This is a genomic window from Luteimonas colneyensis (assembly GCF_014836665.1).
Classification (GTDB): Bacteria; Pseudomonadota; Gammaproteobacteria; order Xanthomonadales; family Xanthomonadaceae; genus Luteimonas; species Luteimonas colneyensis.
The window spans coordinates 778,796-798,784 of the sequence record NZ_JACSQJ010000001.1; the positions used below are offsets into that span (position 1 = coordinate 778,796).

20 protein-coding genes are annotated in these 19,989 nt (G+C 69.1%); 1 reads left to right on the forward strand and 19 read right to left on the reverse strand.

Translation table 11 applies throughout. The features are described 5' to 3' along the window. The first annotated feature begins 6 nt into the window (after positions 1–6). Positions 7–477 (forward strand): hypothetical protein, encoded by a 471-nt coding sequence (locus H9645_RS03575; RefSeq protein WP_191728318.1) that lies wholly within the window; start codon positions 7–9, stop codon positions 475–477. A gap of 284 nt (positions 478–761) precedes the next feature. On the opposite strand, the gene H9645_RS03580 is transcribed toward H9645_RS03575, so the two are convergent. The 19 genes from H9645_RS03580 to H9645_RS03670 form a co-directional block, all read right to left on the reverse strand. Continuing rightward, complete coding sequence (locus H9645_RS03580; RefSeq protein WP_191728319.1) at positions 762–1,430, reverse strand: class I SAM-dependent methyltransferase; 669 nt, start codon at positions 1,428–1,430, stop codon at positions 762–764. A gap of 156 nt (positions 1,431–1,586) precedes the next feature. Continuing rightward, positions 1,587–1,808, reverse strand: a complete 222-nt coding sequence (locus H9645_RS03585; protein WP_191728320.1) for a hypothetical protein — start codon at positions 1,806–1,808, stop codon at positions 1,587–1,589. Then, complete coding sequence (locus H9645_RS03590) at positions 1,805–3,139, reverse strand: hypothetical protein (RefSeq protein WP_191728321.1); 1,335 nt, start codon at positions 3,137–3,139, stop codon at positions 1,805–1,807. Before H9645_RS03590 ends, H9645_RS03585 begins: the two co-directional genes overlap by 4 nt. A gap of 510 nt (positions 3,140–3,649) precedes the next feature. Next, entirely contained in the window at positions 3,650–5,182 is a 1,533-nt protein-coding gene (locus tag H9645_RS03595; RefSeq protein ID WP_191728322.1) for a hypothetical protein, read from the reverse strand. Then, positions 5,179–5,694: a hypothetical protein gene (locus tag H9645_RS03600; RefSeq protein WP_191728323.1), complete on the reverse strand. Its 516-nt coding sequence runs from the start codon at positions 5,692–5,694 to the stop codon at positions 5,179–5,181. The genes H9645_RS03595 and H9645_RS03600 overlap by 4 nt, the downstream gene beginning before the upstream one ends. 3 nt (positions 5,695–5,697) lie before the next feature. Next, complete coding sequence (locus H9645_RS03605; RefSeq protein ID WP_191728324.1) at positions 5,698–9,258, reverse strand: hypothetical protein; 3,561 nt, start codon at positions 9,256–9,258, stop codon at positions 5,698–5,700. Between the two features lie 3 nt (positions 9,259–9,261). Next, positions 9,262–9,663 carry a hypothetical protein gene (locus tag H9645_RS03610; RefSeq protein WP_191728325.1) on the reverse strand — a complete coding sequence of 134 codons (402 nt, stop codon included), beginning with the start codon at positions 9,661–9,663 and terminating at the stop codon, positions 9,262–9,264. Continuing rightward, positions 9,660–13,067, reverse strand: coding sequence for a tape measure protein (locus H9645_RS03615; RefSeq protein ID WP_191728326.1), 3,408 nt, complete (start codon positions 13,065–13,067; stop codon positions 9,660–9,662). Before H9645_RS03615 ends, H9645_RS03610 begins: the two co-directional genes overlap by 4 nt. Next, on the reverse strand, positions 13,067–13,687 hold the full coding sequence (locus H9645_RS03620) for a hypothetical protein (RefSeq protein ID WP_191728327.1): 621 nt from the start codon (positions 13,685–13,687) through the stop codon (positions 13,067–13,069). Before H9645_RS03620 ends, H9645_RS03615 begins: the two co-directional genes overlap by 1 nt. Positions 13,688–13,784: 97 nt before the next feature. After that, complete coding sequence (locus H9645_RS03625) at positions 13,785–14,585, reverse strand: phage tail tube protein (protein WP_191728328.1); 801 nt, start codon at positions 14,583–14,585, stop codon at positions 13,785–13,787. Between the two features lie 10 nt (positions 14,586–14,595). Next, positions 14,596–15,072, reverse strand: a complete 477-nt coding sequence (locus H9645_RS03630) for a hypothetical protein (RefSeq protein ID WP_191728329.1) — start codon at positions 15,070–15,072, stop codon at positions 14,596–14,598. Beyond that, positions 15,065–15,421, reverse strand: a complete 357-nt coding sequence (locus H9645_RS03635) for a hypothetical protein (RefSeq protein ID WP_191728330.1) — start codon at positions 15,419–15,421, stop codon at positions 15,065–15,067. Before H9645_RS03635 ends, H9645_RS03630 begins: the two co-directional genes overlap by 8 nt. Continuing rightward, positions 15,418–15,711 (reverse strand): Rz1-like lysis system protein LysC, encoded by a 294-nt coding sequence (lysC, locus tag H9645_RS03640; RefSeq protein ID WP_318240485.1) that lies wholly within the window; start codon positions 15,709–15,711, stop codon positions 15,418–15,420. The genes H9645_RS03635 and lysC overlap by 4 nt, the downstream gene beginning before the upstream one ends. Continuing rightward, complete coding sequence (locus tag H9645_RS03645) at positions 15,687–16,097, reverse strand: hypothetical protein (RefSeq protein ID WP_191728331.1); 411 nt, start codon at positions 16,095–16,097, stop codon at positions 15,687–15,689. Before H9645_RS03645 ends, lysC begins: the two co-directional genes overlap by 25 nt. Further along, positions 16,094–16,357, reverse strand: coding sequence for a hypothetical protein (locus tag H9645_RS03650; RefSeq protein WP_191728332.1), 264 nt, complete (start codon positions 16,355–16,357; stop codon positions 16,094–16,096). Before H9645_RS03650 ends, H9645_RS03645 begins: the two co-directional genes overlap by 4 nt. Beyond that, positions 16,354–16,701 (reverse strand): hypothetical protein, encoded by a 348-nt coding sequence (locus H9645_RS03655; RefSeq protein WP_191728333.1) that lies wholly within the window; start codon positions 16,699–16,701, stop codon positions 16,354–16,356. The genes H9645_RS03650 and H9645_RS03655 overlap by 4 nt, the downstream gene beginning before the upstream one ends. After that, on the reverse strand, positions 16,701–17,189 hold the full coding sequence (locus H9645_RS03660; protein WP_191728334.1) for a glycoside hydrolase family 108 protein: 489 nt from the start codon (positions 17,187–17,189) through the stop codon (positions 16,701–16,703). The genes H9645_RS03655 and H9645_RS03660 overlap by 1 nt, the downstream gene beginning before the upstream one ends. A gap of 76 nt (positions 17,190–17,265) precedes the next feature. Next, positions 17,266–17,622, reverse strand: a complete 357-nt coding sequence (locus tag H9645_RS03665) for a DUF2190 family protein (RefSeq protein WP_191728335.1) — start codon at positions 17,620–17,622, stop codon at positions 17,266–17,268. A gap of 86 nt (positions 17,623–17,708) precedes the next feature. Further along, a complete protein-coding gene (locus H9645_RS03670) occupies positions 17,709–19,988 on the reverse strand; it encodes a ClpP-like prohead protease/major capsid protein fusion protein (RefSeq protein WP_225217928.1) in 2,280 nt (759 codons plus the stop codon). Position 19,989: the final 1 nt, after the last annotated feature.

The following is a 19,989-nucleotide window of genomic DNA, read 5'->3' on the forward strand; positions in this document are numbered from 1 at the left end:
GACGAGATGCGAGACGCCATTGAGGGCTTCCGGGCCGGGTTCCGGCACGCGAACTGGTACGGGAAGACGCGGCGCCAGTTCTGGGCGTGGTTCGGAGAGCAGGAGGCCGCGCTGCTGGCCCGGGCCGCAGACGAAGCCGAGCGCGCCGAGCTCGAGGACGAGCTGCTGGAGTCCAGGGCGATGGCCGACGACTACGGATATGCAGCGCCGCCGGAACTCGACGACGTGCCGATCGAGGCGCCCGCAGCACTGGTCGACCTGGCCGAGCTCGAAGCGCGAGTCTCAGCCTTGCGCAGCCACATGCCCGCCATCCTGGCCATGGACGAGGCCGACCAGATGGAAGCCTTCGCCGGGGTCGCCGACGAGATCCTCGAGTCCGCCGGCGAGCACCGGGAGCACATCTGGTCCGAGCTGCAGTGCATCCTGCGGGACGCGGGCCTGATCCCCGGCGATGACGAGCCCTGCGACCGGGGTTGAGGCCGCCAGCAGCGCCGCATCCAGCGACGCCCGCCCGGCGGTAGTGGCTGCACCGCATTGTGGGCGCGCCTGAGCCGGACGTTGCTGGCGTGGGGCGAGAGTACCAGCGGCCTGCCGTTGCAGGCCCGCGCGGGACGATGACGTGGGGCGCGTTGCTGGAGGAGACAGGTTGCCACCTTGAGCTGATCACCGGAGTCGGATAATCCCCCGGTCCACCGTCGTCGCAATGCCTTTACCCACGCCGGAACCCGTGGCGACACTTCGCCAGTGATCTCGCGTTCGCGTCAGCCTGCAGCGTCCAGTTGCTGTGCGCTATGACTGGCATGCTTTCGGAGCAGGTACATGCGGTTGACGAGCCCGCCGCCGAACATGGCCATATCCATTTCCCGAACTATTTCCAGCCCGCCGCACTGAATGGCACGCTCGTAGCTACTGCGGGCGCGATATCGGGCGACATAGCCGCTACGGTACGCCCGGTGCATATCGCTTCCGGTTGAAAGCGTATCGATCATTAAAAGGGACCCACTTGGCTTCAAGAGCCGGCGAAGGAGGGACAAGGACTGGTCAAAAGTTACCGGGTCCACGATACAACTGGTGACTCCCATGCAAGTAACCAGATCGGCCATGCCGGAGGAGGCAATTTCTGCCACAGTCCCCACGCTGAACTCCACGTTCCCTGCCGAACCAGCCGCTCTGGCGCGGCTTATCAGTGAGGGCGAGATGTCGAATCCCTGGACCAACTCTGCATATTCTGCAATCACGCGCGAATAGCGCCCGTCGCCGCAGCCGACGTCAATCGCTAGCCCGATCTCCCCTAGTGGTCCGAGAATCTCTCTGAGTGCGCGTTCCCGCTCAGCGTAAAATTCAGGAGGAGCGTGATAGGTGTCCCGTGCACGCTTCCAATAGGCATCGCCGGACCTTTGCAGGGCGCGAGACTGCCTGGTGAGCAGCAACAGGAAGTTCCCAAATTTTATCCCCACACCGCCCCCTAAGAACGAAGCCGCTTCCGCCCATGGCTCGGTGCAGACTAACAGCGGCGGCGTAGCCGCGTACATATCCTTCTCGGAGCAAGATCGTGGCGCAGGCGGCGGCGCGCGTCGCAGGAAGAACTAGACCTCCAAAGTGACGGGAACCACCGGCGGCGCCTCGCCTCGGATCTCGCCGCCGCGGATGAACGCGAAATCCCCGACCCCCACGCCCTGCCCCATCACCTTCAGCGTCGACGAGTTGGGGAACTGGACGGTGCTGGTGCCGTCGGCGTTGTGCGCGATCACCTGGGCGACCAGCAGGGGGTCCGCCGAGAGCTGTTCGAATTCCTCCCAGAGCCTCATCGGTACTGCCTCTCGATCGTCAGGTGCTGGCGGACGCTAAGGGCCCTGCCCTGCCGCTGCGCGTCGATGCGCACGCCGACCACCATGCCCACCCAGGTCTCGTCCGTGTCCTGGACCTCCAGAAGCACGCCCGTGCGCACCACGCCGAGCTCAGGCATCCCCTCCGGCGCCGGCGTGGGGAACAGCGGCACGGTGCGCTGCACGGTGCGCGCACGCCCTGCCGCGGCAAGCTCTTGGCGGCCGCGCTCCCGCTGGGCGTCCGCGTGCACCAGCAGCGGATCCACGACCATCGGCACCTGCACCGCGCCGGCGCTGCCGGCCAGCTTCACGAAGGCCCCGCTGCCGGCGTTCTGCGCGTACACGTAGACGCCATCGGCATTGGTGCCGCCCTTCCAGGTACTCGAGCCGCTGGCCAGCACGCCGGCGGGCAGCACCGCATAGGGCGCCTCGCTGGCCCACTGCCACGGGCTCTCCGGGTAGCCCGGCGCCACGCGGATCTGCCGCGTGGCCGGGTCGCTCTCGATCGACGCGCCGATGGCGCTGGCCAGGCGCGCGATCGCCTCGATGGGCGCGAGGTCCGCGTAGCTGAAGGTGCCGCCCGGCACCAGCCAGTCAACCGCATCCCAGACCAGCGTCCACCCCGGCGGGAGCTCCTCCTCCGCGAGCTGGGCGGCCGTTCGGTCCGCCGGCGCGGTGTACGTCCGCGTCGGCGCGTGCGGCGCCGCCAGGAGCACCGAAGTGCTGTAGCCACGGAGGCTCACCGTGTTGCTGCCGAAGCGGCGATTGTCGTCGTAGGCGTCGACCACCAGCGTCCACACGTAGCCGTTGATCGTGACTTCGATCTCCGGCAGCGAGCCGTCGTCGGGGTTCACCAGGTCCAATCCCTCGCGGTGCATCGGCGCGCTGAAGGACCAAGTGTAGCCGCCGCGTTCTTCCTGCAGGGAGGTCGACAGGAGCGGCAGCGGCGTGCGGTCCGGCAGGCGGACGGCGGTCATGGTCGGGAGCATCACGTACACCGGAAGGTCGGGGACAAGGATGGTGTCGTCGTCGACGGGCGGCGTCGGCGGCCAGACGATGACGGTGGAGCTGGAGCGCGCGGCGATCGGGGACCAGGGGAGCGCGACATAGCCACCCTGCTCGGCCACGCGGCGCCAGAGCAGCGAGGCGGCCGCGGCGTGGGCGAGGTAGCGCTTCCACGGCAGGGAGAGACCGCCGGAGTGCGCGTCAACGGCGGACCACGCCAGCGCGGCCAGACGCGCCTTGCGGATGCGCGTGTCCTCCCAGGCCACGGCCGTGCCCCTCCCGCCTGCGGCCATGGCGGAGGTCGGCATGGATGTCATGCGGCCGCTCCGGTCCGACGTCTCCGCCCAAGGGAGGGCCGCGCCGGCGCTCTCGCCATCGCGCGTCAGGGTCACCAGACTGGCGTAGGCGGACGCGGGATCCAGCGCGCCCCAAGGAAGGCGCTCGCTGCTAGCCACCGCCGCCGGGTCGATGGCCACGAGCGCAGTGGGTACGCTCCCCGACGTGCCACTCTCCCAGGCGAGGCCACCGTCGGCGACGAGGCTGGGCGCGGGAACGCCGGAGGCCGTGTCATGCCCACGGTAACGGCCAGGGTGCCGGTAGGGCAGCCCCGAGCGATAGCCCTGACCAGCGAGGTAACCACGGCGGTAGTTCGCAGCGGATCGATACGCTGCAGGCGTGCGGTAGCTGTTGGTGAGCTCACCCATGCCAGCCTCCCTAGACGACCGCCGGGAACGGCATGACCATCGCGGCACGGCCGATGTGTAGGGGGTTCTGCTGGGGGGTGGCAATGCCTGGCCGTACCCCCGCGCTCGAAAGCTTCATGCGAATCTCGGGGCCGTCTTCACGACAAGGTTTCCCCACCTGGAGGACGGCGGTTTAACTACGCCGTCGAATGAGAGCATGATGTACACGTCGCCAACAGGCACAACAGAAGGCCAAGGCTGGGTTGTTGGTCTTCCGTCATGAGCACCATCCAGCTTGCCGATGTAGTTGCCCGCTGCATCGTGGATATTCATGCTGGTTTCGCCACCGCTCAGATACCACCATGCGCCGCCCGCCTTCAGGGCAGAGTTTCCCTCGTACCTCTGCCGGGTCGGATCGGACCAGACCAATGTCCACGTGACCCTATCTACCGATTCGGCGACCGCGCTATAGAACGGCGATCCAGAGAAGTCGTGCCTCTCAGTGATCGTGTACGCGCACAGGTAGCGGCTGCCATCAAAAACGATATGCGTGTCATATGCCCCGTACTCCGACGTGAGCATCCCGGGAAGCACCATCGGGACGGCCGTCCCAATGTTATGGATGCCACCATCAAGAATCCGCTTGCTCGTCGAGTACCAAATGCTGGTGATGGTGCCACCAGGCCGCGCACGCTCGCCCCAGGTGCCCGCGTAGATGTCGAAACTATCTTCCGAGTTCATAACCACGTGAGCCGCGACATCACGTTCGAACACGCCGCCTCGAGTTCCTTGGAAGCTGCTGATCTGTGTAGCAGCGTAGGTGACCAAGTCAAGTTCCCATATCGAAAGGAACCCGTTGCTCGTCACATCGAACGTGTGCGCAGAGAATACAAGCTTGTTGCCCCGAACAACTGGGGAGCCGTCCGGATGCGTGACGGGGCGAATATCTCGCATGCCACAAGTGCCGAGCGCGCCGACCGTAAAGCGCGAGAAGCTCCAAGTAGACACGGGGGTACTTCGAACCCCGAAGCATGGCTTCATTGTCGCCAGAACTGCCGGAGACTGGATGTTGAACCGGGACAGAATGCCGTAGGCCGATACGGCCACAACCCAGCCAGCTCCAATATCGTAATACACAGAAACGCTATCGCTGTTCATACCAATGCCGATGCGCACACTTGATCTGGAGCCGACCACGGTCGTCAGGTTCACCGAACCCACAAATGTATTGACATCGTTCTTTTTAATGAACAGCTGCAGCAAGCCGTTATCACGGTTCCATGCCGCCAGCACATGATTGGTATTGTCGATGACCCACCCAACGACGGGGGCGTTGTAACCAGACGTTACCGTGCTGATTTCATTGACATCTATTGAAATAAACTGAAGTGGCGCCTCTGGCACCGGGCCTTGGGTGTATTGGTTGATTGTTCCACTGATCTGTACCCCTCCAGGGACCAATGTGGTCGTTCCCGATTGCTGCTGCGGCACCAGTCCGGCGAGAGAAGAAAAGGCGTTGTCGACCAGATGCGCGCGCCCGTCCGTCGGCTGGATATCGAAAGTCGTTTTCGTAGCTGCGACGGAGTATTGCTGCTGCTCCGGGACAATTTCGACCACAGGAGCGACGCCCCTGAAACCTGCAGCCGCCGCGAACATGCCCAGCATCATGCTGCCACCGTCAGGCCGATCACGTCGGCCGTCGTGGCACTGGTCATCACCACCGTGACCGCCATGCCGGCATCCAGCTCCAACGTCCCGCCAGCTGTGGGCGACAGCGTAACGCCCGTCCCGAACAGCTCCATCGCCGCGGTCGCGCGGATGTTGAACACCTGTCCCATCACGTAGCTCTTGGCGCTGTCGAAGGTGACATCGCCGCCAGCGCGGATGTACCGGCGCCGGCCTGCATGCGCGGCCGGGTCGGCGGTGAACGCCGAAGGCTCACTGATCACATCCAGCAGCCCCCCGCTCTCCAGAGCCAGGAGGCGGCCGAGAACAGACCCGGATTCGGCGGTGTCTCCGGTGAACCCCACCAGGGCCTGCAGCGCGTTGAGCACGGCATTCGCCTTGTCGTGGACCACGTCGTGCTCGAGGTCCGGGTCATTCTGCTTGTCGTTGGGGCCGATCTCGGGCAGCAGGTCCAAGCTGCCCGGATAACTCGTGTTGGTCGCGGGATCGGCCATGGCTCAGTCCTTGTCCCAGCGGGTCTGCAGGCGGATCCGGTCGTCGTCGTGCGTTCCGTGCCCGCTCAGGACCGTGCGCGCGACCCAGATCGGGCCGCCAGCAGCCACGGTGTTGAAGCGGAGGTTGTTTCCATTGGCCCAGCCAGAACCGAACCCCGCAGCCTCGATCACGAAGTACGGCTCTCCGGTGGCCGGGTTGGGCGGCGCGGCGCCGGTCGACGTGGTGCCGGTGCCGATGACGCCGAGCCCCTCGCCGATGATGTTGAACGCCGTAGAGCTGGTGAATGCCAGCCGCCACCGCTCGGTGATGGCGTGCCTGTTGACGACCTGCAGCGGAAACAGCGCGTCGTTGTACTGGGCGCCACCACTGGGAGGAGACCCGATCAGATCGTTGCTCCAGACACCGGTCCAGGTGTTCTGTGCGAACAGATGTTCGTAGCGGGCCTGGGCATCGCCAAGGATCAGGGCGGTGCTGAGCAGGCTGTTGTCGGCGGTGTAGTCGTGGGTCAGCGGCTGCGCGATCGAGACGTCCCCGGTGATCTGGGCGTCGAGGCAGAGCGCCATGTCCTCGACCGAATGGATGGCAACCAGGGGCATGTCGTAGCCATCCAGATCGAGCGGATTTGCGAGGGTGATCTCGCCCGCCTCGAGGTCGACCTCCCCGAGTAAGCTGAGCGGCACACCCAGACCGGCCTGGTCGTACACGGCAACGCTGGCCAGCCCATCCCGCGGCAGGGTGATCGTGCCGCCGGGCGTCAGCGGGTTCGGTAGCGAGTATGGCTGCGGGTCGTGGATCACCAGGGTGTCGCCAGCGCGCACCACCGGCACCCGCCCATCCATCGGCAGGCGCACCGGGTTGACCTTGATGATCGCCGGGTCGATCGGCAGCGATACCTGCACCACGCAGTTGAAGCGGACGGAGTTCGGCAGCACTTCCTCGGGCCGCCAGATGTAGCCGTCGTCGTCGACGAATTCGATGTCGTACCAGGGCTCGTCCCGCTCCTCCGGAGAGAGAGAGCTGTCCAACACGTACGCACCGAAGCCCACGCTGAAGACGCCGTTGACGCTGTCCACCACACCGTGGACTCCCGACGCCGTCAGGTTCCCGTTGGCATCGGACGTGGCCATCACTTCCACGCTGTCGCGGGCGCGGATGGCCCGGATGGTGAACGTGCCAGGCCGGAGGGGCGCGCCGGGCGTACGGCCGTTGACGACGTACACCGGGATCGTCGCCACCTCCGTCAGGAGTGCCCGGATCGTGAGGGAGGGCGCCGAGCCGCCCTGCCAGGACGTGATCGACGCGATGCCGGTGATGTGGTCGAGGGTTCCTGCCGGGGTCGCGGAGCCAGCGCGGCTGTCGGAGCCGAAGTAGAGGTTGCCGGCGCGCTCGAAGTATGTGCGGCCGTTGAAGTGGAAGTTCAGGCCGCCGGGGACGATCCTGTTGCGCGTTCCCGGTGTCAGATCCAACTCGAGCGAATTCGCCTCGTGGGACTCGGTCACCTGGGCGTCGACGACATCGTCGGCCTTGTAGGTCACGGACACGGCCGAGCCGTTGATGAATCCGGCCAGGACGTTGACCGATGTCGCTCCCATGATCTTTCTGACCAGCCGGCTTCCGAGCCCGTATCGCCCGGTGTCAACGGCCGCCACACGCGTTGGCAGTGTGCCGGCATAGTCGCCGCGGATCATCTCCGCGCTGGCGGTCATGTAGGTCGTGGGGAACGTGACCACGCCAGTTGCGTAGACGATGCTGCCGCCCGGCACAGGGGCCCCGGCAGCGTCCAGAAGACCTCCAGCCCCGTCGTCGAGCAGGTGGATCTGGGTCGACAGCGTTTCCCCGTACCTGCCCTCGCCGAACGCCTGGAACGTCAGACCCGTCGATCCGGGGCGAGGCAGGCTGGACAGGGTCAGGACTACGGAGCCGCCGCCGGCGCTCGGCGTGAAGACCTCGGTGGTGGTGGTCCCGGACTCATAGTCCGCGGTGAACAGCGTATTGCTGTCCGGCAACACGGCAGGGCGCAGCAGCACCTCGCCGGTGGCGTGTATCACCCGGCCGGTGGCGTCGCCGGTGATGCTGCCATCCGCACCGGCCGTGGCCGTGCGCGGCGTCCCGCCGGCGGTCCAGGACCATTGCAACGTCTCGGGTTCGCAGTGGCCCTCGCCGAGTTGGAATCGGAACCTCGGCGGCTCGATCTCGACGTCGCCCGTCCGGATCTCGTACTCCGACCCGGTGCCCCATGCCCACACGATGGCCGACCCGACGTCCGGCATCGCGCCCAGCGACACGGACGCCGTGCCGGTTTGGAAGTTGATCGAGCCCACGCCGACCCCCGTGTCGCCACGCAGGGCGCCGCTGCCATCGTCCTGGAGGGTGTACCAGCGCCCCTGGGCGCGGAAGCTCACCGAAAGCGACCCCGCCGTGGGGATGGGCCGCAGGGTCAAGGGATACACGTAGCCGCGGTTGCTCAGCGTGACCGGGATGATCTCCGTGTGCGCCGCGGCAGACACCGCCGCCGCTGGCCGATAGGTGAAGTTGACCGTGCCAGGCACGCTGCTGAACGTTGCGGTGCCTTGGACGTAGTCCACGGAGCCCGCCGTATTGCCGCTGGAGCCAACCAGACGGCCGGCTCCATCATCCGAACCCACCGCGGAACCCGAGTACGTGATCGAACCCGGCTCGATCGAGGTCGGAAACACCCAGTTGGCCATCGAGGTATCCGACGCGGTGATGCGATTCACCGCCGCCGCCAGCAGCGACACCGTCCCCGCCGGCGGGGCATCCGTCACCGCGGTCTCGCTGGTCGCCGCCGGCACCAGCTGCGAGAAGATCGACTCGACCTTCACCGTCAGCGACCCCGACGGCGCATCCTGCGCGAGTCGCACCACCCCGCGGAAGCGCGCCGCGTCGCTGGCAATGGTCTTGCGCACGAGGCTGGCCGTGCCAGCTGCGGAGAAGAACCGGTTGGGCTGGCTGCCCGCGAACTCGCGCGACAGCGGCTGGCTGATGGTCAGGGTGATGATGCGGGCCGTGTAGTCGCCGCGGTCGTCGGTGAACGTCTGGACCTCGTGGTCCACGTCCTGCACGCGGAAGAACTCGCTGGCGCCGGCCGTATCGTTGACCAGGGCGTAGACCTCTCCGATCTCAGGCAGCGACAGCTCCGGGCGCTGGTAGACCAGGACGGTGCGCTGCCCCTCCAGTTGCCGGTCGTAGGGGATCATCCGGGTGATCACCGACGGATCGAGGTAGCGCTCGACGTAGTTCTGCGCGTCGGCGCGCACGTCGCCCCAGCCGGCATTGGTGCGGAAGATCACGCTCGACACACGCGGGTCCAGCGGGGGCGCCTGGACGATGGCGTGCAGGTCCGAGAATAGTTCGGTGTCCTCGGTGTCGGCGATCGCGAACACCTTGCGCAGCGACAGCTCGCCGTTGACGCGGTCGATCCGGCTGATGTCGTCGAAGACGTTGTTGACCTCGCCGTCAACGACCACGGTGGCCGTGGCCAGGCCGCCGCCGTCGGGGTTGTCAGTCAGCCGCTGGGGGCGGAAGAGCTTGATCTCGGACATTCGTCAGACCTGCATGAGGCGAAGGGTGATGTGATAGAGGTCGTCCGCCTGGTGCGGGACGATGTGGCGCACAGGGCGCGCCTCGACGGCGACACCGTCGTGATGCCGGAAGCGGACGTTGAAGCTGCGGCCGTCCTCGAGGGCCAGGACCAGCGGCGCCGCCTGCACCACGGCGGCCATGGCGCGCAGGGCGTCGACGGTGGCGCGGGTGGCGAGGGCCCAGTGGCGCGTCGACGTGTCGGTGCCGCTCTCCAGGGTGATCGGCCGGCCGGCGAGCTGGGCGCTCTCCTCCACCCACAGGGCGCCGTTGCAGGCGACCTCAACCTGCGATGCCGTCGGCAGCCAGCTGTACTCGTCCGACCAGCGGAGGTCTTCCGGAAGCTCGAGCGCGCCCAGCGTCGTCATCGGCGCACCCCACGGGCGATCGCGCGCGTCGACATGCGCTGAGCGCGGCGGAGCTCCTGGAAGATCGACATGGCGATCTCGGCCTGGTCTTCGGGAACCTCGATGGTGCGTTCGCCCTCGTCGGTCCGGACGTCGAACGCCACGCGCCGCTCCACCAAGGCGGCGCTGCGCACCGGACCGGTGGACCCGCCGCCCTGTCCCTGAGCAGCTGCGATCGCCTCATCCCGCTCGCGCCGCGCCTCGTCGCGCAGGGCCTGGGCCTCGTCCCGGGCGCGCCGCTTCTGCTCCTCCAGCCGCGCCTGCTTCTCGGCGGTGGCGCGGAGCTGGGCTTCCTGCACGTAGGGGTACTGGGCCTTCAGCTTCTCCATGGCCTCGACCAGCGGGTCCTGCTTGGCGAGTTCCCTGTCGTACTCGTCGTTGAGGCGCGCGAGGGCTTCCGCCTGGGCGTTGGCCTCGGCGGTGATGCGGTTCATGGCGTCCGACCAGATTCCGCTGCTCACGGTGTTCACGTAGCGGTTGGTGGCGAAGTAGGCCTTGATCAGCTCGTCGCTGAGGCCGTCGAGCGCGACCCCGAAGCCTTGCGTCTCCTGGCTGGCCTTCTCGCTGGACTTGGCGACGCCGTCGACGCCCTTGGCCATCTGGTCGGTGGCGCTTTCGGCCGCGCCGGCGACGTCCTGCAGCTGGCCGCCGAGGCGCGCGAGGCCGTCACCCATGGCGGCCGGGACGGCCGCGGCGGTACCGGCCAGTTGGGCCAGCTGGGCGTCCACCTGCGCGACGCGACGCTGAAACTCTTCGAAGCCGATGTGCCCGGCATTCAGCGCGTCCTGCAGGGAGGCCTTCAGCGCCTGCAGCTCCTGCTTCGTGCTCGTCTGGCGGAAGGCGTTGTCGAAGGCCTGGGCAACGGCGGCGCTGCGCTGCTCGGCCGTCAGGCCGAGGGTGCCGAGGTCGGCCACCATGTCGGCGAAGGCGGTGGTGACCTCGCGGCCGGCCTTGGAGAACCCGGTACGGATCGCGTCGAGGTCCACGCCCAGCTTGCTGAGTCGGGCGCCATCGATGGCGTCGGCCATGATCTTGGCTTCGCGTGCACCGGCGGCGAAGGCGCGGGTGGCGGCGGCTTCAACCTTCGTCAGCTCTTCGGCCGACAGCTGGGCGAGGCGCTTCGTCAGCTCGTCCTCGATGGCCTTGCCGGCTGCCGTGCCGCGCACGCCGATCGATTCGATCAGGCCAGCCGCCTTCTGCAGGCCGTCGGCGGATCCCAGGTCGATGCCGTCGAACGCACCCTTGATCGCCGCGGCGGCGGTTTTGCCCTTGCCGGTGAGCTCGTCGAACTTCTCGGACGCATCGGCCACGAAGCGCTTCACGCCCTGCGACGAAGCCGCCGCGCGGTCAAGGTCCAGCAGCCGGGCCTTCGCCTGCTCCTGCGCGAGGCCGAGCGCCTTCCACTGCTCCAGCGCCGCGGCCTCGGCCTGCGAGTCCGCCGCGGCCCGCGCCTCGCGGATCACGCCGGCGTAGTACTGCCGCGCGTTCGCCAGCGCGAACTGGTACGCCGCGGCCTGGTCGCGCGTCATCTGGTTGAGCTGCGCCGCGCTCTGCACGGCGGTGCCGGAGTACTCGCGGTACACCTGTTGCAGCTGGCGGCCCAGCAGCAGCTGTTCCTGCTGCAGCTGGCGCTGGCCGCGCTCGTAGGCCTCGACCTGCTGGGCTGCGGCCTGGCGCTCCTCCATAACGCGGCCGAGCTCGACCATCTGCTGGATGGCCCAGTCGACGCCGGCGACGGCGATGCCGATGCGCACCAGGCGCGGGAGTCGCGAGAGCGCGCCACCGAGGCCCGTGGTGGCGGCCGTATGCCGCCCGGCGGCGGCGGCGGCGGCATCCGAGGCGACGGCGTCAGCGAGCTTGGCGCGCGTCAGCGCGGAGAACTGGCCAGCGAGCTGAGCGATTTTCAGCACCGCGTAGACCTTGGCCAGGTAGAGCACCGCCTCGGCGTGCCGGCCCAGGGCAATCGTGCCGGTGCCGATGGCCTTGGCGACCGGAGCCAGCTGCAGGCCGAAGCGCTTCAGCGCCTCGATCGAGCCGATGATCGCGTCCGATACCCGCTTCGCCAGCCCGGCCATGTCGCCGGTGGCACCGAGCATCGAGGCCAGCTGGTCCTTCAGGTACTGCCCGAGGCCGGCCTCGACCACGTCCTGCTTGAACTGGAGCCAGCGAGCCGACGCCTGCGACAGCAGACCGGACAGCGTGCCGAGCGAACGGCTGGCGGCACCCTCGTTCGCCCGCCCGATTTCCTCGATCAGCGCGGCGATGCTCTGCCGCCCCAGCTCGCCCTTCTCGCTGAGCTTCTGCAGCTCCTGGACGTTCTTGCCGGTGGCTTTCTGCAGCAGGTCCCAGACTGGTACGCCGCGCTCCACCAGCTGCAGGATTTCCTCGCCCTGCAGCTTCTGCTTGGCCCAGGCCTGGCCGACGGCCAGCACCTTGCCTTCCAGGTCCTGCATGGATCCGCCGGCGGCGGCGTTCTGGTCGACGAGCGCCTGCAGGGACCCGTTGAGGGGGTCGATGCCGAACGCCTTCATGCGCTTGGCCTGTTCCACGATGTCGCCGATGGCCAGCCCATTGCGCTTGGCCAGCACTTCCAGCTGGCCGAAGACGCGGTTGCCCTCTTCTTGGCTGCCGTACAGCTCTGCCATCGCTCGGCGCGCGTTCTCCAGCTGCTGCTGGACGTCGCCCAGCGCCTTGACGCCCTGCGCCGCGCTGCGGAACGTCAGCAGCGCCAGCACCGGGGCGGCCAGGCCGCGCAGGCGCTGCAGCGCGCCGCCGATGCCGTCGTAGCTGCGGGCGATGCGCTCGTTCGCCGCGGGCACGTCGGCGGCGGCCCTGGTCGCCGCGCTGCGGTACTGACCGACGGATCGCGCCGCCGAGGCTAGCGCGGTGCGCGCTTCGCCCATCTGGCGCCGCAGCTCGCCCTGTGCGGTGCCCAGCCGGCGCGTATCGATGCCAACCGCAGCGAGGTCGCCGCGCTGCGCCTGCAGCTGTTGACGCTGGCGCTGCACCGCGTCGGTCAGCTGGTTGACTCGCCGCGCTGCGGCTTCGGCCTCGCGCTTGGCCTTGGGACTGGTGGTCTCGGCGCCGGCCATTTCACGGAACAGGCGCTGCGCGGCCTGCTGCGCCTCCTCGAGCTCGGTCTCCGCTGCCTGCACGGAGCGCTTGAGCTTGTCGAACGCATCCACCTTGCCGATCGCGTCCATCGCGTCGGCCAGCCGCTGCATGGCTTTGCGGGCCACGCCCGCCTGCTCGTCGGCGACGTCACCAAGGTCGCCCAGGCCTTCGACCAGTCGCTTCAGCTCCTCGTCGCCGGCGGCCTCCACGTAGAGGCGGATCTTCTCCTCGAGGACGTTACGAACGGCCATCAGCGGGTCTTCCTGAGCAGACGCAGCTGCCGCGGCAGCTCACGCGCGATGAAGGCATTGACCTCGTCGGCCACGGCGCGAGCGTTCGCGTCCTGGTCGCCTTCGAGCATCTGGTAGGGGCTGGGGCCAGTCAGGCTGCGCAGCCGGTTGCGCGGGTCGCGCTTGCCGCCGCCATCGCGCTGCAGCTGGCGCACCACCATCCGGCGGGTGCCGTTGAGGGTGGCGATGAAGGCGGACAGGTAAATCTTCCGGCCGCCGCGGCGGATCTGGGCACTGGCCGACTGCGCCCACCTGCCGTTGACGCGCGCGCGACCGCCCCAGCGGCCGGCGAAGCGGATCAGCGGCGTGGCGCGGGTGTCGGCCTGCAGGGCGATGTACTCGCCATCGGTGTCGCCGCCGGTCAGCACGCGGAACTTGCCGGACAGCTCACTGGCCTTGACGTTGTAGCTGCCGCGGATGATGCGCTTGGCCGCGGGCTCGAAGCGGCGCCGCGCGCCTGCGAGCGTGCGGCTGCCTGCCTGCTCGAGCTGGCGTGGGCTGTAACCCTCCAGCGCGGCCTGCAGCCGCTGCACGGCGGCGCGGTTGGACGCGCGAGCCTGGCTGAGCGTGAAGCGCGCCATCAGCGCGCCCCCTCACCGCACGCGCAAAGAAGCGCCGGCACCGGGCTGACCCACGGTGCCGACGCCCCACCCCAGCTGGCCGCCGCCGCGCGCAAGGTCAGGCCGCAGCCTTGATCACGCGGAAGTTGTACGGCGCCTCCTGGTCGGCCGGCACGATGCACGGGCCGGTCAGGGTCGGGCTGATCGGCTCGCTGCCGAACAGGTCCACCTCGCCGTCGACGCTTGCGCGCCACTCGTACACCACCAGCTCGCCGTCGTCGCCGGTGACGCGGTTCTCCATGTCGCCGGTGACATAGAAGGTCTCGGTGGGCGTGCCGCCGCCGGCGATGTCGATGTAGGTGTAGCCGGCGTAGGAGTAGCTGATGGTGACATCGGTATCGCCGGCGCTCACCGCCGCGCTGCGGAACATGATCTGGCCGCGGCGGTAGTCGATGGTGTAGTCGGTGCCGGCGATGAGCGGCGTGCCGTTCTTCTCCACCACCGGGGCGACGGTGTCGGACAGGTAGCGGTGCGGCAGCTGCACCGGGCGGTCCTTCACGATGCCGGTGACGGGCGCGGAGGTGGCGGTGCCGGCAGCCACGGTCACCTCGGTGGCGGCCTCGCCGAACAGCACGCGGCCCAGGATCAGCGGCGGCACTTCCAGCAGGGTCAGCGCCATGCTGGTGGTGCCGGGCTCCTGCTCGGAGTAGATCGGCTGGTTGTAGCGGGTGCCGCGGCGCTTGGAGGCGATCTCGATGGTCTCGCCTTCCTCGCGGCTGAAGACCATCGCGTTGGCTTCGATGGGCTGGTTGCCGGTGGGGTCGTTGGGTTCCAGGATCACGGGGATCAGGGCGCCGAGGGCGGTCTTCCGCCACAGGCGGACGTCGCCGCCGAACTTGGTGACTGCGGGTGCGGGCATGGTGTTCTCCTCAGGTGGCGGGTTGGTGGATCTGCGTCAGGCCCGCCCGTGCGGTGACCTGGGCAACGAGGTACGTGGCGCCGCGCTCGTCGTCGCCAGTGGCGAGCTGGGCGCCGGTCTGTTCGAAGGTGCGCACGAAGCGCGGCAGCTCGCGCAGGTCCTTGAACAGGAGCGCGCGCGCGAGATCGAGCAGGCAGCGGTGCATCTGCTGCACGCCGTGCTGGGCGCCGGCGGCGCTGTCGCGCTTCACGCTGAACTCGACGGTGATGTCCATGTCGAAGTTCACGGCGCTGCCGCTGGAGCTGGTGACGCTGATCAGCCCGGCCTGGATCACCGTCCCGGGCGTGTCGTCGTCGAGCGTGTCGTCATCCAGCACCACGGGCCCGGTGCCGAGGTCGGTCATGAAGCCGGCGGCGCGGGTGATGCCCTGCACGCGCTCCTGCAGGCACTCCAACAGCAGCCAGCTGGCGGCAGCGGCTTCAGCCACGGCGCACCACCCAGCGGCTCAGCGAGCCGTCGTTGCTGATCTCGTCGTCGTTGATGTAGGTGTCGCCGTCCACCAGCAGGCGGCCGCCCTTGCGCGGCGGCTCGGCCATGGCGGCCAGCAGGTAGGACACCTCCACGCGGCCGGACTTGAACTGGCGGGTTTCGCCGAGGGTCTGCGTGTCGCGGTCGACGTAGACCGAGCACGACATGGCGGCCGGCGGCGGCGCGTCAGGGTCGACGGGCGGCAGCGGCGCCGGCGGTGTGTACACGCCGTTGTCGGCCATGCCGGCGCCGGCGAAGGCCCAGTGCAGGTCGGCATCGAATTCGGCGAGGAAGGCGCGCTGGCTCACGGCTCGCCGGCCTCCAGCGCCCTGATCAGGCGCAGCTGCCGGTTGCACTGGCGCAGCGCGACGATGTTGGCGTTGTACGCCTGCACCACCGCCTCCACGGTGCGCTGCTCGGCGCGCTGCTCGGGGCAGGCGCGCGTGAGCTCGTCCGGCACGGGCACGTACTCGCGCACGGGCACCGTCACGATCTCCGGCACCACCACGCGCTGAGGCTCCGTGGTCTTGCAGCCGGCCAGCGCGAACAGCGCGAACAGCGCCAGGCAGGCGATCAGAGCAGCGGGATGTCGTCGCACAGCGGCATCTCCAGTTGGGCACGGCAGGTGGGCAGGCGCTTGGCAGCAGTCAGGGCCCCGGAAGCCCTCGCCGCCTCTTCCTGGGCATCGCGGGCGGCGGCCGCGGCCTGGGCAGCCGCGGACGCACCGGCCGCGGCGCGGGCGTCCGCCTCCCGGATGGCCCGGGCGGTCTCTTGGTTCACGCGGCCGAGCGTGGCGCCGCACGCGGCGGCGTCGGACTGGGCGGTGGCGAGGCGGGCGGACAGCTGCGCGCGGTCCCTGTCGCCGAGCGCCACCCCAGCCGCCTGGCCGGCGTCGTAGCCCAGGCCGCGCACCCAGAAGAACAGCAGGGCCACGGCCAGCGCGATCCCGCCCCACTTGAGCGCAGCCCACGTGCCCGGCGTCATCGCCGCGTCTCCAGGCCGCGCTGGCGAAAGCTGGTGGCCACCGGCACGGCCATCGCCGAGCCCACGGCCACCGCGCCCAGCGCGATGAGCGCCCAGTCCGGGAACAACGCCTGCGCGCGCTCCGGCATGAGCGCGTACGCGCCGAGCCCCGCCGTGGCCGCGGCCGAGGCGATGGCCAGCCAGGTGGAGATCCGCACCCACAGGCACGACCAGTCCCAGCGGGGCGAGGCGCAGGGCGTGTGCGGTGCATCGCCGTTCATCGCTTCAGCCCCTGGAGCTGGCGCAGCTCCTTCGTGTCCTGCTCCAGCCGATCCACGCGCACCTTGGTTTCAGCCACGTCGCGCGTCAGTCGCGGCACGTCGCTGAGCTGCTGGGTGAGCGTGGCCACCTGGCCGTTCGTAACGGCCTGCTGCGTGACCACCTGGCCGACGGTCGCGGTGAGCGCCTTGGTGTTCTGGCTGCCTTCGTCGATCTTGGTGGTGATGCCCACGTACAGCAGGCCGATCAGCGCCACCAGCGCCGTTGCGCCCAGGCCCACCACCCAGCGCTCCACCGCGCCCAGGACGAAGTGCATGCGGCCACCGCCCGGGCTCTGCAGGTCCATCACGCGTTGTCCCCGGCGGCGTGCCGCAGGTTGCCGGCCACGCGCCGCACCCAGCCGCGGCCGAACGTGGCGAAGGTCGACAGCGAGGCGTAGAAGTCCAGCCGCGCGGCGTTGAAGCGCAGCAGCAGATCGTTCTGGTCCGCGGCGCGCACCGCGGCGAGGGTGCGCGGGCCGATGAGGCCGTCAGCCGCGGCGCCGGCGGCGGCCTGCAGCCAGCGCACGGCGTTGCCGGTGCCGTGGTTCACGCCGGCATCGAATACCTGGAAGGCCACGGCCTGCGGCAGCTTGCCGAGCTGCTGGGCATCCCAGAAGTCGCGGCGGTAGATGGCCACCGCCTGGTCGCGCGTGAGCGCCTTGATGTTCAGCGCCGGATAGCTGCGCTTGCTGATCCCCCACTTCGTCTCGCCGCCGGGGTCGCGCTTGTCGAACACGTAGCCGCCCTCGTGGGCCAGCACGCGCTCGATGAAGATGTGGAAGCGGTCGGTCATGGGAGCATCCGAGTGTTCGAAGACCCTGCCCGCCCGCGCGCCTGGCCACAGGACGCGCGGACGGGAGGGAGAGAGGTCAGGCGCTGTGAATGGCGCCGGCGCCGGGGCAGAGCCGCACCTTCACGGTGGGGCTCGGATTCGCCGCGGCTTCGACCGCGTAGCCGAAGCCCACCAGGTCGCCGTTGGCCGGCGCGCCGGTGATGATCTGCCCCGCGCTGACGTCCCAGGTCACGGGCGCGCCCACGGCGATCACGGCGGTGCTCAGCTTCGGCAGGGTGAACACGCCCTCGACGTGCGCGGCGATGGTGTCGCCGGTCTTGCCGTTTGTGACGGCGATGCCGAGCAGGCGGTTCTGCAAGACGACGCCACCGCTGGCGACATCGGCGGCGAGCGTCACGTCCAGCACGCGGCCGTCCTGGAATGCGTTCTTCATGGTCTTTCTCCGGAAGTGCGGGGTGATGGCTTGTGCTGCGAGACCGGGGAGGCGGCGGGCTCACGCCCACCGCCGCCCCCTTCCCGTCACGCGCCGGGGTTCTTGAAGATGCCGCGGTAGTCGGCGATCGCCGGCGCCGCGTCCAGGCGCACCTTCCAGGCCACGCCGTCGACGGTGAAGCCCTCTTCCTGCTCGAGATACGGCGTCTGGTTGCCGTCGAGGTAGCCGACCACGATGCTGTCGACGAACTGCGAGGCCGCCACGCCGTACCACGCAGCCGGATCGGCATCGTCGAAGCGCGCGTCGTCGACCACGTCGAAGGTGTTACGGACGATGTTGGGCGTGGTGAGGTTCTTGTTGCCGTCGACCGCGTACTGGCTCTCGCGCACCGTCCGGGCCAGGCCGCCCAGCGCGATCGGGGTGAGCAGGGTCTTCAGCGGCACGCGGATGCGGTTGCCGTCCTTGTCCTTCTGCTTCGCCATCGCCGCGCGCATGGCGTCGACGCTGGTGGTGCTGATCGCCGACCCGGTGAGCAGGTTGCCGTGCTCGGCACTGAACAGCGCGAAGCCGTCCGGGAGGATCGGGTTGCTGTTGATCAGGTCGAACACCGCCTTGGCGATCGTGCGGCGCGCGGCCTGGCCGAGCTTGCGCGGCACCTCGCTGAAGATGCCGAGCTCGTCGTTGATGATGGCCTGGCGCGTGATGGAGAACAGGCGGCCGTAGGTGACGATCTTCATCGCCTGCGACTGCTCGCTGAAGGTGCCGTACTTGAACTCGCCGCCCTCCGGCACGACCAGCAGGTCCGAGAACGCGCCCAGGCCCACGAGGTTGGTCGGCTTGAAGTCAGGCACGCTGACCGCGCGGGTAAACGCATCGATCTGCTCTTCGGCCTCTTCGTAGCCGCGCAGCACCGAGCGGCGGGCCGCGTCACCCAGCAGGCCGGGGAAGTCCGACGTGGAGTGGGTGAACGCCGTGCCGACGATCTGCATGCGGTCCATGCCGCGGGTGTTCACGCCCGCGGCGGTGACGCACTCGCGCGCCAGATCGACCAGGGTGTGGCCGCGGTACGGGTTGTCGCCCGTGGCCTGCACCAGGCCGGCGCGCGAGTCCAGGGCATTGGCCATCGCCGAGCGGGTGAGGTCGCGCTGGTCACCGCCGGCGACGGCGGTGATGTTGCCGGCGAGCGGAGCCGCGCCCTGCGCCAGCAGCGCCAGCACGTGGCGGCCGACGTTGTCGGCGGTCACGGCCGGGTCCGCCTCGTCGATCACGCGCGCGACGTACTCGCTGACCTGGGCATTGCCCATGTGCGGCTGCGCCATGGCGCGGATCTCGGCGTTGCGGGCGCGGATGGCGCCCAGCGCCGCGGTGACCGCGTCAGGCGCAGCGGCCGCGACAGGCGCCGGGGCCGCGGCGGTCACCGGGGCGGCGGGGGCGGCCGGCACCGCGGCCGGAGTGGCCGGTGCCGCGCTGGCCTGTGGCGCGCCGGCCGACGCGGACGCCGGCGCAGCCGACGCGAGGACGCGGAGTTCGTTGTAGTGCTGCTTCATGGTGGGATCCTCGAGTTGGCCGATCACGGCCTGCTGTGACACCTCGGGAAGCGAGGCGAAGACGGTGGGCGACAGGGCCGCGGTGATGTGCCCGCGGAGGCAGGCGGTGACAGGTGCGGGTGCATTGGCGACGGCGGCCAGATAGCTGGCCATGGCCACCACGCGGAGGGACTCGGCAGCGACGGCGGCCTCGTTCGCTTCGACGCGGTCGGCGAAACCGAACTCGACGGCCTCGCCGCCGGTGTACCAGTGGTCGCGGCCATCGCCGAGCAGGCCGGCGATCTCGTCCGGCTTGCCGGTCTTGGCGGCATAGGCCTCGGCCATGGCACGCGAGTGCGTGTCGAGCGTGTCCGCGAACTCCCGGAAGTCGCTCGCATTGCCCATGCCGATGGTGGACGGCGCATGCAGCATGAACAGCGACGTGGCGTACATCACCACCTCGTCGCAGGCCATCAGCACCACGCCGGCGATGGAGGCCGCCTGGCCATCCACGAAGCCGATCTTGCGCGCCGGGTGCGAGCGCAGCGCGTTGTAGATGGCGATGCCGTCCGGCACCACCCCGCCCTCGCTGTTGATGCGGACGTGGATGGTGGCGGCGTTGATGGCGGCGATGTCCTGCGCCAGCTGCCGCGCGGACACGGAATCGCACCACAGGCTTTCGCCGATGGATCCGTAGATCATCACCTCGGCCACGCCGCTGGCGAGCGCGGTGACTTTCATGTAGCTGGGCGAAAGGCTGCCTTCCCCGGCATCGGCGGTGACGGCGGCCATTCCGTGGCAGGTGCCCAGGATCGCCAGCGCGAGTGCGGTCTTGTTCATC

What these genes read in the sequence shown, in the direction of transcription:
- H9645_RS03575 (WP_191728318.1), top strand. Translation starts at nt 7, where the DNA reads ATGCGAGACGCCATTGAGGGCTTCCGGGCCGGGTTCCGGCACGCGAAC.
- H9645_RS03585 (WP_191728320.1), bottom strand. Translation starts at nt 1,808, where the DNA reads ATGAGGCTCTGGGAGGAATTCGAACAGCTCTCGGCGGACCCCCTGCTG.
- H9645_RS03590 (WP_191728321.1), bottom strand. Translation starts at nt 3,139, where the DNA reads ATGCCGACCTCCGCCATGGCCGCAGGCGGGAGGGGCACGGCCGTGGCC.
- H9645_RS03595 (WP_191728322.1), bottom strand. Translation starts at nt 5,182, where the DNA reads ATGATGCTGGGCATGTTCGCGGCGGCTGCAGGTTTCAGGGGCGTCGCT.
- H9645_RS03600 (WP_191728323.1), bottom strand. Translation starts at nt 5,694, where the DNA reads ATGGCCGATCCCGCGACCAACACGAGTTATCCGGGCAGCTTGGACCTG.
- H9645_RS03605 (WP_191728324.1), bottom strand. Translation starts at nt 9,258, where the DNA reads ATGTCCGAGATCAAGCTCTTCCGCCCCCAGCGGCTGACTGACAACCCC.
- H9645_RS03610 (WP_191728325.1), bottom strand. Translation starts at nt 9,663, where the DNA reads ATGACGACGCTGGGCGCGCTCGAGCTTCCGGAAGACCTCCGCTGGTCG.
- H9645_RS03615 (WP_191728326.1), bottom strand. Translation starts at nt 13,067, where the DNA reads ATGGCCGTTCGTAACGTCCTCGAGGAGAAGATCCGCCTCTACGTGGAG.
- H9645_RS03620 (WP_191728327.1), bottom strand. Translation starts at nt 13,687, where the DNA reads ATGGCGCGCTTCACGCTCAGCCAGGCTCGCGCGTCCAACCGCGCCGCC.
- H9645_RS03625 (WP_191728328.1), bottom strand. Translation starts at nt 14,585, where the DNA reads ATGCCCGCACCCGCAGTCACCAAGTTCGGCGGCGACGTCCGCCTGTGG.
- H9645_RS03645 (WP_191728331.1), bottom strand. Translation starts at nt 16,097, where the DNA reads ATGACGCCGGGCACGTGGGCTGCGCTCAAGTGGGGCGGGATCGCGCTG.
- H9645_RS03650 (WP_191728332.1), bottom strand. Translation starts at nt 16,357, where the DNA reads ATGAACGGCGATGCACCGCACACGCCCTGCGCCTCGCCCCGCTGGGAC.
- H9645_RS03655 (WP_191728333.1), bottom strand. Translation starts at nt 16,701, where the DNA reads ATGGACCTGCAGAGCCCGGGCGGTGGCCGCATGCACTTCGTCCTGGGC.
- H9645_RS03660 (WP_191728334.1), bottom strand. Translation starts at nt 17,189, where the DNA reads ATGACCGACCGCTTCCACATCTTCATCGAGCGCGTGCTGGCCCACGAG.
- H9645_RS03665 (WP_191728335.1), bottom strand. Translation starts at nt 17,622, where the DNA reads ATGAAGAACGCATTCCAGGACGGCCGCGTGCTGGACGTGACGCTCGCC.
- H9645_RS03670 (WP_225217928.1), bottom strand. Translation starts at nt 19,988, where the DNA reads ATGAACAAGACCGCACTCGCGCTGGCGATCCTGGGCACCTGCCACGGA.